Raw genomic sequence first — 15,196 nt, forward strand, 5'->3', positions numbered from 1 at the left:
CCCTTTTAGTACCGTATTCCCGTTACGGAACGGACTTTATCGATGATCGGAGCTGCAGTTGCACTCGCTTTGGCCGCACCGAGATTTAAAATCTCTCTCACTTCATCCTGATGTGCCTCGAAATAGGCTCTTCGTTCACGGTAAGGACGGAAATATTCCCATATTACGTCATGGGTATAGAGTTTGAAATGGCCGTGTCCTTCTCCCCCTTTTTTATACCTCTCCTGCAGCGCCGCACACTCTTCGTAATCCAAAAACAGTTTCGCGATGTTGTAAACGTTACAGTTTTCATACTCTTTAGGCTCTTCCATCGGTACCGCTTCGGTTACGATCTTTTTGATGATTTTCGACTGGATTTTCTCTTCACTGAAGATCGGAATCGTATTGCCGTAGCTTTTGCTCATCTTCTGCCCGTCGATCCCCGGAACGGTCGCAACGTTCTCATCGACACGAAATTCAGGGAGTACAAATAGATCGCCGTATTGATTGTTAAATTTCACCGCGATATCACGGGCGATCTCGACGTGCTGAATCTGATCTTTTCCGACCGGAATCACTTCGGAACCGAACAGCAAAATATCGGCCGCCATCAAGACAGGATACGAAAAAAGGCTGTGATTACTCGCAATCCCTTTGGCTACTTTATCTTTATAGCTGTGTGCCCGTTCCAACAATCCCATCGGCGTAAATCCGGACAATACCCAATAAAGCTCCAATACTTCTTTAACATCCGACTGTACCCAAAAGGTACTTTTTTGCGGGTCCATCCCCAGAGCTAAGAAGTCTGTCGCCGCCTGCATTGTCAGCCGTGAGAGCCGTTCGCCGTCGCTGAGTGAACTCATTGCATGATAATTGGCAATAAACGCAAATACTTCATGATCGTTTTGTGATTCGATCATCGCCTTGATCGAACCGAAATAGTTTCCAATATGTAAATCGCCTGATGGCTGAATTCCGGTTAATACTCTCAAAATTATCTCCTTGAATAGAGAATATTTTACCGCAGAGTCTCTTAAGCTTCCTCTTAAGAAAAGATATGCTATATTTTTTGACAGTTCACTATCAAAAGGATTTACAATGAATGTACAAATACGCTCAAAAGAGATTAAACTTACCCAACATTTAAATGATCATATTGCTACCGCTATTGAAAATTTTAAACGATACCATCTTGATATTACGACCGTAAACGTTATGATTACCAAAGAGAAAAAAGGGGTCGGTGTCGAATTCGACATGCATATCGCTCATGCACAGCCCGTCGTTATCTCCGATATTGACGAAGATCTCGATACCGCTATCGACATGGCGATCGAACGCGCTAACAAAGCGCTTCGCCGCCTCCATGATAAGATGAAAGATCACCACGCTACCTCACTTCGCGAAATTGAGGTCATCGAAGAAGAAGCTTAATTAGAACGCCAAAGGAATGCATCCCTTTGGCTACGCTAGCCGCTATGGCACTAAAGCTTGTCCCTGAAGGGACAGATTTTCGAGGTTATAATGTCTAAAATCAACGTCGTCTGCCCCCACTGCGGGGGTGTCAATGCTATCCCCATCAAAGATTCGTATGCTAAAGCCGCATGCGGTCACTGCAAAGCCTCGCTTCTCGATACCAAACCCATCTCGGTAGATACTTCCTCATTTGATCGACTTATGCTCAATGACGAACGTCTTATTATCGCCGATTTTTGGGCACCGTGGTGCGGACCGTGCCGAAGTATGGCACCGTCCTTCGAAGAAGCGGCACGCCATTTTCCCCTCAAAGCCCAGTTTATCAAAATCAACACCGAAGAGCAGCAGCACCTCGGGGGACGTTTCGGCATCCGATCCATTCCGACCGTTATTGCCTTTAAAAACAACCGTATTGTCGATCAGTTCAGCGGAGCCTTGCCTGCTTCTCAAATTATCGCTTTCGTTAAAAAGCACCTGTAGCGATTAATCTTTTTTCGCTATTCTTCCTCACTTCATTCATCAGGAAAATAAATGTATAACTGGATTTTGTGGTTTCATATCATCTCAATGGTCTCATGGTTCGCGGTGCTCTTTTACCTTCCCCGTCTTTTTGTCTATCACGTCGAAAACGGAACCAATAACGGATTTGTCGAAGTGGTCGAAGTGATGGAAATGAAGATATACAAATATATCGGTGTTCCGTCATTCTGGGCGACACTGCTCTCAGGGGTAGCTTTGATCGTTCTCTCGACAGCGCACTATAACGGGGTCAATGTATTTGCTATGGGGGGATGGATGCACGCGAAACTGACACTCGTCGCGCTTTTGGCAGTCTATTTCTTTTCTTTGGGAAGATACCGTTTAAAACTCAAAGAGAATACGGCGTATAAAAGCGGGAAGTTTTTCCGTATCTATAATGAAATCCCTACTTTACTATTAATGGGGATTGTCGCTCTCGTTATCGTAAAACCTTTCTAAGAGGTTTTACTTAATTACCACATCGACCGTTTTTTATGCGGTTGCGGTTTCTTCTTCTGATTTTTCGCTTTCGCTTTAAAAAGAACCGGAGTCCCCTCAAAATCAAACTGCTCACGTAACTGATTCGTCAAATAGCGGCGATAACTGAAATGTAGCCCCTGCGGCTTGTTCATAATCAGTGCAATACGCGGAGGACGGATATCGTACTGCGTCGCAAAATAGAGGCGGATATTCATCCCGTTGATACTCGGGAGGATATGTTTGCGCATCGCCGCTTGGATAACCTCATTCAGTTTACCCGTCGAAATACGCTGTGAATAGTTCTCGTTGATTTTGAGGAGCATTTCAAAAATCTTGTGTACCCGCTGTTTGCTCTGCGCCGAAATCGTGATGATCGGAGCATAGCTGAGGAATTTGAAGCGGTCGCGCACTTCGGCGATAATTTTGTCGTAATCTTCTCGCGGAGCCATATCCCATTTGTTCAGGACGATCAGACACGCCAGACGGTTTTTATCGACGAATCCCGCGATTTTCTCATCCAGATCCATAAACGGCTGTGACGCATCGAGGACAAGCAACGCGATATCCGCCGTCTCCAACATCTCTTCGGTACGCATAAGAGCGTATTTTTCAATCCCGAGGATTTTTCCCCGTTTGCGAATCCCCGCCGTATCGATAAAGGTGATCTTTTTATCGTTGTATTCGACCGTTTCGTCGATCGGATCGATCGTCGTTCCCGCAACCGAACTCACCACCGAACGGTCTTCTCCGAGCAATGCGTTGAGGAGTGAACTTTTACCGACGTTGACACGACCGATGATCGCCACTTTCATTTGATTGACGTCACCCGCTTCGTACTCTTTGACAATACCGCGATACGCCTCTTCAAGCGCTTCTATCGACGTTTCCTCTTCTTCGTCATCCTCTTCGGGAATAAAGAATCCGTCGTCCTCATCCTCATCTTCGAACTCGTCGTCCTCTGCCGAAGCTCTCATAGCGGCATCAAAACCGTCCAGTTCATCTTCCGCAACAACGACATCATTTTCCGTTTTCACGATGGACGATTCGGGAAGTTCCGAAGCAATCCAGTTCAAAAGCGGCAAAAGGGATCGATTGTGGGCAACCGAAATTCCGAAAATTCGGTCGGTTCCGAATTCATAGTACTCCCACAGTTTTTCCTGCATCTTGTCGTTATCGATTTTATTGACGACCAAAGCGATCGCTTTTCCCATAGATTCAAGCTCATAAAAAAGCTTTTTATCATCCTCTTCGGGGAGACTTTTCCCGTCCACCATAAAGAGAATAATATCGGCTTCATGCGCTGCTTTGAGAGATTTCTCCTTGATGCGGTCGTAGAGTTCACACCCTTCGTCAAGCCCCCCCGTATCGAGGATCTCTACTTCTTTGTCCACCACCACGGCAACACGCTTTTTAACATCGCGCGTCGTTCCCGCCTGTTCGGAGGTAATCGCATCGCGTTGTTTGAGCAAACGGTTAAAGAGGGAACTTTTGCCGACATTCGGACGACCGATGATCGCTAATTTTTTCATAGACTTCCTAGTATGTATGCCTTTTCGGGACTGCTGTCCCGACGGCTGCGCTTGTATTGCGTTTTTCGCTGCGCTTTATTAATTGATGTTTTATTATAGCGCAGATGCCCTTATGATATGATTGCACCAATGATATACTATGATTATAAACGATTTTGTACCGATGTTCAAAGTTTGACGAAGCAATGCGAAGCGTTTCGTCCCGATACCATTCTCGCCGTCGCACGCGGAGGAATGACCCTTGGCCATGCCCTCTCCATGGCTCTGGATGTCCGCAATCTGCAAAGCATCCGGACCGAAAGCTACGACGGGGAGGTCCAACGAAACAACATCAACGTGTACGGTTCATGCGATCTCTCAGCCTCAAAACGGATTTTGGTCGTCGACGATATTGTCGACAGCGGTCAGACTTTGATGCACTTAATGCCGTTTTTACGCTCGCTCAATCCTGCGGCCGAATTGAAAATCGCTACCCTCTTTACCAAACAAAGCGCTCTTATGCAGCCGGACTTTTCCTTACATGAAGCTACGGATTGGATTGACTTTTTTTGGGAAAGAGATTTTTTAAAAGAGGGTTCGCTATAATCCGTGCAACCACAAATTTAAACATTTTTCCCAAGGATATTTATGTCTAAAGAGTATATTTTCACTTCTGAATCGGTTACCGAGGGGCATCCCGATAAAATGGCCGATCAAATCAGCGATGCGATTTTGGACTATATTATCGAACATGATCCCAAAGCACGTGTAGCCTGCGAGACGCTCGTATCGAACGGGTTTTGCGTTATCGCAGGCGAACTCAAAACAACCACGTACGCCCCGATGCAGGAGATTGCCCGCCAAGTCGTACGGGAAATCGGCTATACCGATGCAACCTACGGATTTGATTACCGCTCATGCGCCGTCTTAAACGGTATCGGAGAACAATCCCCCGATATCAACCAAGGTGTCGATCAAAAGAGCGGCGAAATCGGTGCCGGCGACCAGGGGCTTATGTTCGGTTATGCATGCCGCGAAACCGATGTTTTGATGCCGCTGCCGATCTATCTCTCCCACCGTCTCGCCGAGCGTCTGGCAAAAGTACGCAAAGAGGGGATTATCCCCTACCTCCGACCGGACGGAAAAACCCAGGTGAGTGTTCGTTATGTCGATGATAAACCGGTATCGGTCGAAACCGTTGTCGTCTCCACCCAGCACGCCCCTGAAATTTCTCAGGAAAAACTCCATGCCGATGTCATCGAAGAGGTCATTAAAGCGGTCATCCCAGCCGAACTCATGTCTCCAAACATCGTCTATCATATCAATCCGACCGGAAAATTCGTCATCGGCGGTCCTCAAGGGGATGCCGGACTGACCGGACGCAAAATCATCGTCGATACCTACGGCGGAGCCTGCCCTCACGGCGGCGGCGCTTTCAGCGGAAAAGACCCCACCAAAGTCGACCGTTCCGCCGCCTACGCCGCCCGTTATGTCGCCAAAAATCTTGTCGCTTCGGGGGCTTGCGAACGTGCAACGATTCAAGTTTCGTATGCTATCGGCGTCGTTCATCCTATCTCTATTATGGTAAATGCGCACGGAACGGCTGTAGTGCCTGAAGAGAAGCTCGAAGCGTGTGTCAAAGAGCTTTTTAACCTTACCCCTAAAGGGATTATCGAATCGCTTGATTTGCTCCGCCCTATTTATCGAAAAACAGCGACTTACGGCCATTTCGGGCGGGAACTCAGTGAATTTACATGGGAAAAAACGGATAAGGTGGACGCTATCCGCAACTATCTGGGCCTATAATTCTCTTTCCGTAACACTCTAACTGTAATATGCAAAAACCCCCTAATTTTTTAGGTGGGTTTAAAATTCTTCTGTTATAGTTACCGCATATTTATCAACCAAGGAGAACCCTATGGCAGTAGTCATTAATGATACCTGTATTAACTGCGGCGCTTGCATCGACGAGTGTCCGGTAGAAGCGATCGTAGACGAGGACGATAACCCAACGGGTGAAGAAATCTATTACGTTTACGGTGACAAATGTGTCGAGTGTGTCGGTCACCATGATGAGCCAGCGTGTGCAACAGCTTGTCCAACTGAGGGTTGTATCACTTGGGATGAAATCGGTGCAAGTCCTGCACACCGTGATGATATCACGGCAGAAATGCGTTCTTCTAAAGCGAACGTCGTTAACTAATCACTTATGATTTCAAATGCCGAAGGGATTTATCCCTTTGGCTACACTGCTGCTAAAGCATAAAGTTCGCCTTTTTCCCACAGATTTTATACTTTCTCGTTTTTACCCTTCCTTCTTTAATATTACTTAAATTATTGTTTCGCTATAATCCGCCTCTATTTTATACACACAAAGAACAGGAGCATTGATGGAACAAACGTTGTCAATCATCAAGCCTGACGCCGTAGCAAAAGGTGTCATCGGAAAAATTTTAGATCGTTTCGAAAGCAACGGCCTTAAAATCGCGGCTATGAAAAAAGTTCAACTCTCTCGTCAAGACGCTGAAGCGTTTTACGCAGTACATGCTGCTCGCCCTTTCTTCAACGATCTCGTTGATTTCATGGTAAGCGGTCCGGTTGTTATTACCGTTCTTGAGGGTGAAAACGCTATCCTTAAAAACCGTGATTTGATGGGTGCAACCAACCCTAAAGAAGCTGCACCTGGAACTATCCGTGCAGACTTTGCTGAAAACATCGATGCAAATGCCGTTCACGGAAGTGACTCTGCTGAAAACGCTGCAATTGAAATCGCGTTTTTCTTTTCAGGGCGCGAAATTTCATAATTGCCATGAAAATAGCATTTAAGAAATTGGGATCACAGCCGCTTCATTTTGAGGCAAATAGTGACAAAGCTTTTTTTTCGGGTGATTTAATCCTTAAAAAAGGCAATCTAGCCCAATTAAACGGTACAATTACAGGGAGTATTTCGATTCCCTGCGACATTTGTGCCGAAGAGGTAGAAAAATCTTTAAATGAAGAAGTTTCTTTTTACCTAAGCGATGGGATATATGAGGGCACTGACGAAGAGTTGGATGTCGTCGAAATCGACCGATCAATGATTGATATGGAAGAACTTCTCAACGCGGAAATCGAACTGATCAAAAGCGACTATTTTTGTTGCGAAAACTGCGAAGGAACCTCGTTAGATCGAGAATTCTAATTTTCGCAAGTGCGCTGGGCATCCCGCCGAGGGAAACCCAGTGTTAACGTAGCCGAGGGGATGTATTCCCTCGGCGTTTAAATCAAAGTAGAAAGGACTATAAAAGATGGCAGTACCTAAAAGAAGAGTGAGTCATTCTCGCGCTGCAAAACGCAGAACTCACTATAAAATTTCTCTAGCGCGTCCCGTAAAAGATAAAGACGGCACGTACAAATTGTCTCACTATGTCAACCCGACAACCGGTGAGTATAAATAATCAATGATTAGAATTGCAATTGATGCAATGGGCGGGGACTTCGGTCCCGAACCGATTGTTAAAGGGACACTTGAAGCACTCAAAGAGAAGAGTTTTCAACCAATTCTAGTTGGTAAAAAAGATGAAATTTTATCTTTATTACCCAAGGGCTATAAAGATAAAATTTTAATTGTCGATGCAGATGATGTGATCGACATGGGCGATGCGGCAACCGATGCGCTAAAGCGGCAAGAAAGCTCTATCTATAAAGCGATAGAACTTGTCAGAAACGGCGAAGCCGACGGCGTTGTCAGTGCAGGACACAGCGGTGCGACTATGACACTTGCAACACTGCGATTGGGACGTCTTAAAAATGTTTTACGTCCGGCTTTGGTTACCTCGATGCCGACAAAAAGCGGCAAGCGAAGTATCCTAATGGATGCGGGTGCCAATGTCGACTGCAAAGCGGAGCATCTTTTTCAATTCGGGATTATGGGATACTACTATGCCCATGACATGTACAAACTGGATAATCCGAGAGTCGGATTGTTAGCCAACGGCGAAGAAGACTCAAAAGGAAACGAAGTTACCAAAGAGGCATTCAAAATGCTCGAAGGGCAAAAGGGGTTTATCGGAAACGTTGAAGGGAACAATATCTTCGACGGAAGCTGTGACGTTATCGTATGTGACGGCTTTATCGGAAACCTTGTCCTTAAAGCATCTGAGGGTGTGGCATCGACCATCAGCTTTTTTATCAAAGAGTATATCCGAAAATCGCCTGTTGCGATTACCGGCGCGCTTTTGATGCGCAAAGTATTTAAACTGCTTAAAAAGCAGATCGATTACGCTGAAATCGGCGGTGCCCCATTGGTAGGTATCAAAGGGTGTGCTATCGTCAGTCACGGAAAAAGCAATCCAAAAGCGATCAAAAATGCGATTTTTCAAGCGATACGCTATGTCAATACCGGCGTAAATGAGCATATCGAAAACCGTCTTGAAGAGCTTAAAAAATAAACGTCGATTCCTATAAAGGCTAATTATGTACGCTGCGTTTCGTTCTATCGGAGCTTATGTTCCCACTAAAATTCTTACCAATGCTGAACTCGAAGTAATGGTTGATACCAGTGATGAGTGGATCACCAAACGTACCGGCATCAAAGAACGGCATATTGCGGCAGAGAATGAAACCACCAGCGATATGGGTGTCAAAGCGGCCCAAAAAGCAATAGATCGTTCAGGAATCGATAAAAGCCAGATCGATATGCTTATCTGCGCGACTATCTCTCCCGATTATTTTTGTATGCCCTCTACCGCTACGATCATCGCTACCAAACTCGGTCTTGAAAAAATCACCGCATTTGATGTATCCGCCGCATGTACCGGATTTGTGTATGCACTCAGTGTCGCCAAAGCATTTATCGAATCGGGAATGAAAAAAAATGTCCTGATTGTCGGGGCCGAACGGCTAAGTACCATTACCGACTATACAGACCGCGGAACCTGTATCCTCTTTGGGGACGGTGCCGGAGCCGCACTTATCACTGCAACGGAAAATAAATCCGAAGCGATCATCGATATCCATACAGGATCAGACGGTGCGTATGCTGATTTATTGATGACTCCGAATGGTGGAAGCGGTTCAGCCCATGATGAGCTTGACCGTGAAGCGGCAGGATGCTTTATGAAAATGAAAGGGAACGAGACGTTTAAAGTTGCCGTCCGTACCCTCACTAACGACGTTGTGGAAATTTTGGAACAAAATAATATCCTCTCTTCCGCCATTACCCATTTCGTTCCCCATCAAGCCAATTACCGTATTATCAAAGCGGTCGGTGATGCACTTGAGCTCAAAGACGAACAAGTCGTATTGACTGTTGAAAAATACGGAAATACTTCAGGTGCATCGATCCCTATGGCCATCAACGATATTTATGAGTCAGGACGTTTACAGGAAGGCGATTTGATGCTCCTTGATGCATTCGGCGGCGGTTTGACCTGGGGAAGCGCCCTTGTTCCGTTTGCTGGCAAAGGTATCCGCTAAAAAACTCCTGCTACAATTACAGATCTATTCAAAGGTCTGTAATGATTTATTCCAATCCCCTTATCTACATCGAACTTCACGAGAGTGAAATCCCCTGGCTAAAAATTTTCACCCATACAGCTCATAAAGAGTTTTCAGAGTGTTCCAAAGAAGAAAAGAAAGCTATCTTCGATGCTCTCGATATTATCGAAAAAGAGATGCTCGCATACTTTGTACCTGAAAAGATCAATATCGCATCGTTTGGAAATATGTTACCGAGAGTCCATTGGCATATCATGGCACGTTTTAGTGATGACAGCTATTTTCCTGAACCGATGTGGGGGGCTAAACAAAGAGAGGGATTTACATTAAAGACTCCGATGGAGCCTTTTTTAGAGAAAGTAAAAAGGGAATTAGATTCCCTTTAAATTAATATCTAGGTTTTGGCGAGCGATTTTGTCCGCTGAAACTGCGTGAACGCTCACCGCGATCATTTCCGCCGCGCTCACCGCCACGTTCGCCGCCGCTGCGCTCACCGCCGGCATTACGATCGTTGTTTCCGCGGTATCCGCCTCCGCCGCTTCGGTTACGGTTACGGTTGAATCCGCCGCTGCGTTGACCGCCGCGATCATGTCGATTTGCTAGATTGCTTAGGATTTTTTCCAAACGTTCAGCCGCGATACCGATATTGTTCGGTCCTTGCACCGTATTGCGTTCCATCAATACTGAGATCAATTTATACGCAATTTGTTCTTGGTCATAATCTTGTTTCAACAAATCAAGCACTTTGTGTGCTTCATCGTACACATGCTGTTTTTCAATCTCACGCACTAAACGGGATACTTGTGCCTCTTTAACATCCAATTTGCTTGGAATATAAGCATGTTCCATTGTTGTGCCGACTTTGGCACGGATACGTTGAAGTTCTTTGAATTCCAACGGAGTAACGAGAGTAATCGCTACCCCTTTTTTACCCGCACGCCCCGTACGACCGATACGGTGAACATAGCTCTCCGGATCAAACGGAATATGGTAGTTGAAAACGTGGGTAACGTCATCGATGTGCAATCCGCGCGCCGCAACGTCAGTTGCGATCAATACGTCAACCGCATCCGTTTTAAGCCCTTTGATAACGCTTTCACGTTGACGCTGTTCCATGTCGCCATGCAATCCTTTTGCCATATAACCTGCAGCTGAAAGGACGTTAGAGAGACGATCAACCTCTTTTTTTGTTCGGCAGAATACAACGGTTTTTTTCGCATCTTCGGAATCCATCAAACGGATAATCGCATCATCACGTTCCGATTCTTCGATGACATAGTACTGTTGAGTGATATCGGTATTCGTTGTCTCAGATTTGGTAATGGAGGCAAAAAACGGATTCACCAAAATACGCTCAGCCAATTGTTTGATCGGAGCCGGCATTGTCGCTGAGAAAAGCAATGTTTGTCGTTCCGTCGGCAAATAGGTGAAAATCTCGTTGATATCATCCAAAAAGCCCATATCGAGCATTTCATCCGCTTCATCCAAAATAACGGTTGAAGGGGTAAATCCTTTGAGCATGTTACGGCTCAACATATCAAGCAAACGCCCAGGAGTAGCAATGATCACTTGCGCACCGCGCTCGATCAAATCCATTTGTCGGTTATATGATGATCCGCCGTAAATCGTTACGGTACGGACACCGAGATGTTTACCGTATTTGAAAATTTCATCACTTACCTGATTCGCAAGTTCGCGTGTCGGAGTGATGATAAGGGTTTCAATTCCCCCTTTTAAATGCATTTTATTCAATGCAGGAAGACCGAATGCAGCCGTTTTACCTGTACCCGTATGGGCTTGTCCTACAACGTCGCGCCCTTCCATAATAACTGGAATAACCATTTGTTGGATCGGACTCGGTGTTTTAAATCCTGCAAAATTGATACTTTGCATAATCTCTTTGCGAAGACCGAAAGCTTCAAATGTAGCCAAATTTTCGTCTGTGATTGTTTCTTCTGTAATGTTCATAGTGACCCTTTATATATACGCCATCGGAAAACCCATTTCCGACCAGTTACGCTTGCCCGCTCATAGGGGGAGAGAAATTTCTAATGAGGATAAGTTGGATTCTCATCCGCGAGGGCACCTTAGAAAAACATGCAAGCATGACTTTAGAAGGTACCCAAAATTCAAATGGAATGATACCTGAACTTTACATAAATAACTCTGATGATATCACTATACTAAAAGATAAAGATAACCTTTAGTTTCAAATTGTCTCTACTTTGTCTATCATTTTTAATCTTTAAAAACTATACTTCCAAAATATTCAAACTAAAACCGGAGTAAATAATGTTTAATGTAAAAATGGAAAAAGAGTGCGGCTGTTTCAAGCGAAGCGGTATGGATAGTATCAAAACATTCGGAAATAAAGACGATGCAATGATCGAAGCCAAAGCATGGGCGGAAGAGATGAATGAAACATTTTGCCAAAAACACAATTTTACCGTTGCCGAAGAAGGCAATGATCTCATCATTAAAGTAGAGATGAACTAAGGGGAATTCTCCCCTTGTTTAGAATTTCAAACTGATCTTTTTTATCACCATTTTCTTCGACCAAATCGGATCTTTCAGATCAAGTATCCCCCGAATTTCATCATTTACCAAACGGTACGATACCGTTATAACCGCCTGATCAGCTCCTGCGGCAATCGGTAATGAAAAAGCCCTCATTCCCTGTGCCGGTATCGAAATACTTTGAATCGTTTTAGCCGCCAAATGGGGAACCGTTGGTTTGCCACGCTTACTGAGATAATGTGCAGTCAATGACAAAACCTCTTTTTTAACGGACTTCCCTTTATTGAAGTATTGCGCTTCAATCAGTATCTCTCTCGATCCGAATCCGCTTGGAAGCGCATGGGGCTGCGGATTGGAAAGCACGATGTCCAACGTATTGCTGTTTTTTCGTACATCTACGTTAAGGGCATTTTGCCACATTGACTCGGTATGGCCTCCGACAAATCCGTGTTCACGTATCAGACGTTTGCGCGGTTGGCCGTTTGCTATAGGCAATGTCGATGCAACTCCCTCTTTTCGAGGCCCCATATGGCAATCGACACATGCTTTCGAACCGCTCTTAAATTCTGACTGCATATCGATAAAGCGGTGTCCCTCTTCGGAAGTATCATTGGCATGACAGACAAAACAGAGCTGATTCGGATTGGTATCCATAAACGGACGCTGTTCTACATGATGATAAGGGGACTTCGCATCGGCAAACGGACCGATCATAGTTCCCGATTTCATCCATGTTACACGATTGATACCTCGTTTGTCGGCGGGCAGTTCATCATGTATCTGATCGATATTATGGCAGACGACACAGTTGATTCCCTCGGAGATCGTATCGCTTTGAAGCGCTTTGGTAGCGGCAGAGTCTTTATCAAGTTTTAATGCCGCAATCGCTTCGTATTCGGCGCTGGTAGAAGTAACGGCTATGCGGGGATTATGGCAGGTGGCACATTCGATTTTAATCGTATTGAGGGATTTTCGGTTATCTTTGCGGGCAACATAATCGATCGTTTTTTGGAAATATTCATCGTTTCCGTAATGTGACTTGGCATGCCAGGAATTATCCCACTGCTTTACAATATGGCTGTGACACGCTTTGCACTTGCCGGAATCTTTAAATTTGTCTCCGACCTGAACCGCTACCGCGGCATAAAGACTAAAACTGACGATCCACAACAGCCATATCAAACGCATATAAACCCCTTATCGATGTTTATTTAACCAAACCATTAACCCTTTTTGAGCATGAAGACGGTTTTCTGCCTCTTCAAAAATGACACTTTGAGCTCCGTCCAGAACCGCTTCACTCACTTCGACTCCGCGATAAGCAGGAAGACAGTGCAAAAAGATCGCATCATCCGTTGCGAGCGCCATCAGTGCTTCATCAACGATATACCCTTCGAACGCTTTGATGCGCTGCGCTTTTTCCTCTTCCTGTCCCATCGAAATCCACGTATCGGTGGTTACTACGGTAGCACCCTTAACAGCCTCTTTCGGATCGTTCGTGAAGGTTATTTTGGCACCGCTTTGCTCTGCAAGCGCAAGTGCATCGGCAATAATTGCCGGATCGCATTCGTATCCCTTAGGGGTTGCGACACGCAGTTCAAATCCGAGTTTGGCAGAGAGCATCAACCATGAATGGGTCATATTGTTACCGTCTCCCACATAGGCTACGACCGGATTTTTATCTTTTCCGCACTCCATCATCGTCATGTAATCCGCCAACAGCTGTACCGGGTGGTAACTGTCGCTTAAGCCGTTGATCACGGGGACTTTCGAATACAGAGCGAACTCTTCGAGCATAGCCTGCTCATAGGTTCGAATCATTACCATATCGCACATGGATGAGATAACACGTGCAGTATCCTTGACCGGCTCACCGCGCCCGAGATGGATATCACGGTTGGAGAGAAACAGGGCATGACCGCCGAGCTGATACATTCCGACCTCAAAACTGACACGGGTGCGGGTAGAGCTTTTTTCAAAAATCATCGCCAATGTTTGCCCCGCCATACGCGGTTTAAACTCTTTGGCTTTGACCTCTTTTTTGATCTCCAAACCGATCGTCAAAATTTCCAGTATTTCTTCTTTCGTATAATCTTTTAACGTTAAAAAATGTCTCACAGTGTTCCTTCGATACAAAAAACAATCATATCATAAAAAAAATTCATTAACAAATCCACTTTTAGTTTAAGCAAGAATTGAAATTACGACAGCAAAGCTGCCACTTCTTTAGCATGGTAACTGATGATGATATCGGCACCGGCGCGTTTAAATCCGACCATTGTCTCCATCATAACACGATTATAATCGATGAGCCCCGCCGCACCCGCATGTTTGAGCATGGCGTACTCGCCGCTGACATTATAAACCGCCAGAGGAAGAGAAGAAGCTTCACGGATATCGCGAATAATATCGAGATAAGCAAGAGCGGGTTTCACCATTAAAATATCGGCACCCTGTGCTTCATCGACCAAACTTTCCCGAATCGCTTCACGCCGGTTGGCCGGATCCATCTGATACGTAGAGCGGTCGCCGAAACTCGGAACCGATTCGGCAACATCACGGAACGGTCCGTAATAGCCGCTGGCGAATTTCGTCGAATAGCTCATGATCGGAAGATTGACATACCCTCCGCCGTCAAGTGCGTCGCGCAATGTCGTAATAATTCCGTCCATCATCCCTGAAGGTGCGATCATATCGGCACCCGCACGGGCATGTACCAACGCCTGCTGCGCCGAGATCCCCAGTGTCAAATCGTTATCCACCGTCTCATGAACATGGTCCAAAATACCGCAATGTCCGTGATCGGTATATTCACAAAAGCACAAATCGGTCACCACAAACATTTTAGGAAATGCGCGCTTGATGGCACGTACCGCCGTTGCGATTATCCCGTGATCGCAAAGGGCATCGGAACCGACCGAATCTTTCACTTCGGGGATACCGAAAAGGATGATCGAATGAATTCCGAGCGATTGAAGAAGCTCGCACTCTTTTAAAATCTCATCTAGGCTCATTTGAAAAACACCGGGCATCGAAGCGACTTCCGTTTTGATCCCCTCCCCCGGCCGAACGAACAAAGGATAGATAAAATCGTTTACCCCGACATGGGTCTCACGAACCAATGCGCGCAGTTGGGAATTAAGACGGGTACGGCGAAAACGCTCCATAAATGTGACTCCAATAATAAAATAGCGAATAGATTGTATCGCCACTTAGTTTAATAATCCATTTTTTAGAAA

Annotated in this window: 19 protein-coding genes; 13 read left to right on the forward strand and 6 right to left on the reverse strand. The window is 45.5% G+C overall.

Annotated features, from left to right (window positions below; genetic code table 11):
- Window positions 1-5: 5 nt before the first annotated feature.
- Window positions 6-971, reverse strand: coding sequence for a tryptophan--tRNA ligase (gene trpS / locus SULKU_RS10830; protein WP_013461008.1), 966 nt, complete (start codon window positions 969-971; stop codon window positions 6-8).
- 106 nt (window positions 972-1,077) lie between these two features.
- On the opposite strand from trpS, the gene hpf reads away from it, so the two are divergent.
- The 3 genes from hpf to SULKU_RS10845 all read left to right on the forward strand — a co-directional run bounded on the left by hpf (window position 1,078) and on the right by SULKU_RS10845 (window position 2,433).
- Window positions 1,078-1,413 carry a ribosome hibernation-promoting factor, HPF/YfiA family gene (hpf, locus tag SULKU_RS10835; RefSeq protein WP_013461009.1) on the forward strand — a complete coding sequence of 112 codons (336 nt, stop codon included), beginning with the start codon at window positions 1,078-1,080 and terminating at the stop codon, window positions 1,411-1,413.
- A gap of 90 nt (window positions 1,414-1,503) precedes the next feature.
- Window positions 1,504-1,935 (forward strand): thioredoxin TrxC, encoded by a 432-nt coding sequence (gene trxC, locus SULKU_RS10840; protein ID WP_013461010.1) that lies wholly within the window; start codon window positions 1,504-1,506, stop codon window positions 1,933-1,935.
- A gap of 51 nt (window positions 1,936-1,986) precedes the next feature.
- Window positions 1,987-2,433, forward strand: a complete 447-nt coding sequence (locus SULKU_RS10845; protein WP_013461011.1) for a CopD family protein — start codon at window positions 1,987-1,989, stop codon at window positions 2,431-2,433.
- Window positions 2,434-2,447: 14 nt separating this feature from the next.
- Here SULKU_RS10845 and der read toward each other — a convergent pair whose 3' ends face one another.
- A complete protein-coding gene (gene der / locus SULKU_RS10850; RefSeq protein WP_013461012.1) occupies window positions 2,448-3,983 on the reverse strand; it encodes a ribosome biogenesis GTPase Der in 1,536 nt (511 codons plus the stop codon).
- Between the two features lie 129 nt (window positions 3,984-4,112).
- Here der and SULKU_RS10855 point away from each other — a divergent pair, with 129 nt between their 5' ends.
- The 9 genes from SULKU_RS10855 (at window position 4,113) to SULKU_RS10890 (ending at window position 9,826) form a co-directional block, all read left to right on the forward strand.
- Window positions 4,113-4,568, forward strand: coding sequence for a phosphoribosyltransferase (locus SULKU_RS10855; protein WP_041666808.1), 456 nt, complete (start codon window positions 4,113-4,115; stop codon window positions 4,566-4,568).
- A gap of 42 nt (window positions 4,569-4,610) precedes the next feature.
- Window positions 4,611-5,768, forward strand: a complete 1,158-nt coding sequence (gene metK, locus SULKU_RS10860; RefSeq protein ID WP_013461014.1) for a methionine adenosyltransferase — start codon at window positions 4,611-4,613, stop codon at window positions 5,766-5,768.
- 112 nt (window positions 5,769-5,880) lie between these two features.
- Window positions 5,881-6,165 carry a 4Fe-4S dicluster domain-containing protein gene (locus SULKU_RS10865; RefSeq protein WP_013461015.1) on the forward strand — a complete coding sequence of 95 codons (285 nt, stop codon included), beginning with the start codon at window positions 5,881-5,883 and terminating at the stop codon, window positions 6,163-6,165.
- Window positions 6,166-6,352: 187 nt separating this feature from the next.
- Window positions 6,353-6,766, forward strand: a complete 414-nt coding sequence (ndk, locus tag SULKU_RS10870) for a nucleoside-diphosphate kinase (RefSeq protein WP_013461016.1) — start codon at window positions 6,353-6,355, stop codon at window positions 6,764-6,766.
- A 5-nt stretch (window positions 6,767-6,771) separates the two neighbouring features.
- Window positions 6,772-7,143 carry a YceD family protein gene (locus tag SULKU_RS10875; protein WP_013461017.1) on the forward strand — a complete coding sequence of 124 codons (372 nt, stop codon included), beginning with the start codon at window positions 6,772-6,774 and terminating at the stop codon, window positions 7,141-7,143.
- Window positions 7,144-7,249: 106 nt separating this feature from the next.
- A complete protein-coding gene (gene rpmF / locus SULKU_RS14815) occupies window positions 7,250-7,399 on the forward strand; it encodes a 50S ribosomal protein L32 (RefSeq protein ID WP_013461018.1) in 150 nt (49 codons plus the stop codon).
- Between the two features lie 3 nt (window positions 7,400-7,402).
- A complete protein-coding gene (gene plsX / locus SULKU_RS10880; RefSeq protein WP_013461019.1) occupies window positions 7,403-8,392 on the forward strand; it encodes a phosphate acyltransferase PlsX in 990 nt (329 codons plus the stop codon).
- 25 nt (window positions 8,393-8,417) lie between these two features.
- A complete protein-coding gene (locus SULKU_RS10885) occupies window positions 8,418-9,419 on the forward strand; it encodes a beta-ketoacyl-ACP synthase III (RefSeq protein WP_013461020.1) in 1,002 nt (333 codons plus the stop codon).
- A 41-nt stretch (window positions 9,420-9,460) separates the two neighbouring features.
- The gene (locus tag SULKU_RS10890; protein ID WP_013461021.1) at window positions 9,461-9,826 is read left to right on the forward strand and encodes an HIT family protein; all 366 of its coding nucleotides are present in this window, start codon (window positions 9,461-9,463) and stop codon (window positions 9,824-9,826) included.
- Between the two features lies 1 nt (window position 9,827).
- On the opposite strand, the gene SULKU_RS10895 is transcribed toward SULKU_RS10890, so the two are convergent.
- Entirely contained in the window at window positions 9,828-11,408 is a 1,581-nt protein-coding gene (locus SULKU_RS10895; protein WP_013461022.1) for a DEAD/DEAH box helicase, read from the reverse strand.
- Between the two features lie 324 nt (window positions 11,409-11,732).
- On the opposite strand from SULKU_RS10895, the gene SULKU_RS10900 reads away from it, so the two are divergent.
- The gene (locus SULKU_RS10900; RefSeq protein ID WP_013461023.1) at window positions 11,733-11,936 is read left to right on the forward strand and encodes a hypothetical protein; all 204 of its coding nucleotides are present in this window, start codon (window positions 11,733-11,735) and stop codon (window positions 11,934-11,936) included.
- Between the two features lie 18 nt (window positions 11,937-11,954).
- On the opposite strand, the gene SULKU_RS10905 is transcribed toward SULKU_RS10900, so the two are convergent.
- The 3 genes from SULKU_RS10905 to hemB all read right to left on the reverse strand — a co-directional run bounded on the left by SULKU_RS10905 (window position 11,955) and on the right by hemB (window position 15,124).
- Window positions 11,955-13,145 (reverse strand): multiheme c-type cytochrome, encoded by a 1,191-nt coding sequence (locus tag SULKU_RS10905; protein WP_013461024.1) that lies wholly within the window; start codon window positions 13,143-13,145, stop codon window positions 11,955-11,957.
- A gap of 9 nt (window positions 13,146-13,154) precedes the next feature.
- Window positions 13,155-14,075: an ornithine carbamoyltransferase gene (gene argF / locus SULKU_RS10910; RefSeq protein WP_013461025.1), complete on the reverse strand. Its 921-nt coding sequence runs from the start codon at window positions 14,073-14,075 to the stop codon at window positions 13,155-13,157.
- Between the two features lie 83 nt (window positions 14,076-14,158).
- Window positions 14,159-15,124, reverse strand: coding sequence for a porphobilinogen synthase (hemB, locus tag SULKU_RS10915; RefSeq protein WP_013461026.1), 966 nt, complete (start codon window positions 15,122-15,124; stop codon window positions 14,159-14,161).
- Window positions 15,125-15,196 lie beyond the last annotated feature (72 nt).

Source organism: Sulfuricurvum kujiense DSM 16994 (assembly GCF_000183725.1).
In the GTDB taxonomy this organism is placed as follows: Bacteria; Campylobacterota; Campylobacteria; order Campylobacterales; family Sulfurimonadaceae; genus Sulfuricurvum; species Sulfuricurvum kujiense.

Bases quoted from the DNA above. Each gene is read 5' to 3' on its own strand.
- hpf (WP_013461009.1), top strand. From the start codon at position 1,078: ATGAATGTACAAATACGCTCAAAAGAGATTAAACTTACCCAACATTTA.
- trxC (WP_013461010.1), top strand. From the start codon at position 1,504: ATGTCTAAAATCAACGTCGTCTGCCCCCACTGCGGGGGTGTCAATGCT.
- SULKU_RS10845 (WP_013461011.1), top strand. From the start codon at position 1,987: ATGTATAACTGGATTTTGTGGTTTCATATCATCTCAATGGTCTCATGG.
- der (WP_013461012.1), bottom strand. From the start codon at position 3,983: ATGAAAAAATTAGCGATCATCGGTCGTCCGAATGTCGGCAAAAGTTCC.
- SULKU_RS10855 (WP_041666808.1), top strand. From the start codon at position 4,113: ATGATATACTATGATTATAAACGATTTTGTACCGATGTTCAAAGTTTG.
- metK (WP_013461014.1), top strand. From the start codon at position 4,611: ATGTCTAAAGAGTATATTTTCACTTCTGAATCGGTTACCGAGGGGCAT.
- SULKU_RS10865 (WP_013461015.1), top strand. From the start codon at position 5,881: ATGGCAGTAGTCATTAATGATACCTGTATTAACTGCGGCGCTTGCATC.
- ndk (WP_013461016.1), top strand. From the start codon at position 6,353: ATGGAACAAACGTTGTCAATCATCAAGCCTGACGCCGTAGCAAAAGGT.
- SULKU_RS10875 (WP_013461017.1), top strand. From the start codon at position 6,772: ATGAAAATAGCATTTAAGAAATTGGGATCACAGCCGCTTCATTTTGAG.
- rpmF (WP_013461018.1), top strand. From the start codon at position 7,250: ATGGCAGTACCTAAAAGAAGAGTGAGTCATTCTCGCGCTGCAAAACGC.
- plsX (WP_013461019.1), top strand. From the start codon at position 7,403: ATGATTAGAATTGCAATTGATGCAATGGGCGGGGACTTCGGTCCCGAA.
- SULKU_RS10885 (WP_013461020.1), top strand. From the start codon at position 8,418: ATGTACGCTGCGTTTCGTTCTATCGGAGCTTATGTTCCCACTAAAATT.
- SULKU_RS10890 (WP_013461021.1), top strand. From the start codon at position 9,461: ATGATTTATTCCAATCCCCTTATCTACATCGAACTTCACGAGAGTGAA.
- SULKU_RS10895 (WP_013461022.1), bottom strand. From the start codon at position 11,408: ATGAACATTACAGAAGAAACAATCACAGACGAAAATTTGGCTACATTT.
- SULKU_RS10900 (WP_013461023.1), top strand. From the start codon at position 11,733: ATGTTTAATGTAAAAATGGAAAAAGAGTGCGGCTGTTTCAAGCGAAGC.
- SULKU_RS10905 (WP_013461024.1), bottom strand. From the start codon at position 13,145: ATGCGTTTGATATGGCTGTTGTGGATCGTCAGTTTTAGTCTTTATGCC.
- hemB (WP_013461026.1), bottom strand. From the start codon at position 15,124: ATGGAGCGTTTTCGCCGTACCCGTCTTAATTCCCAACTGCGCGCATTG.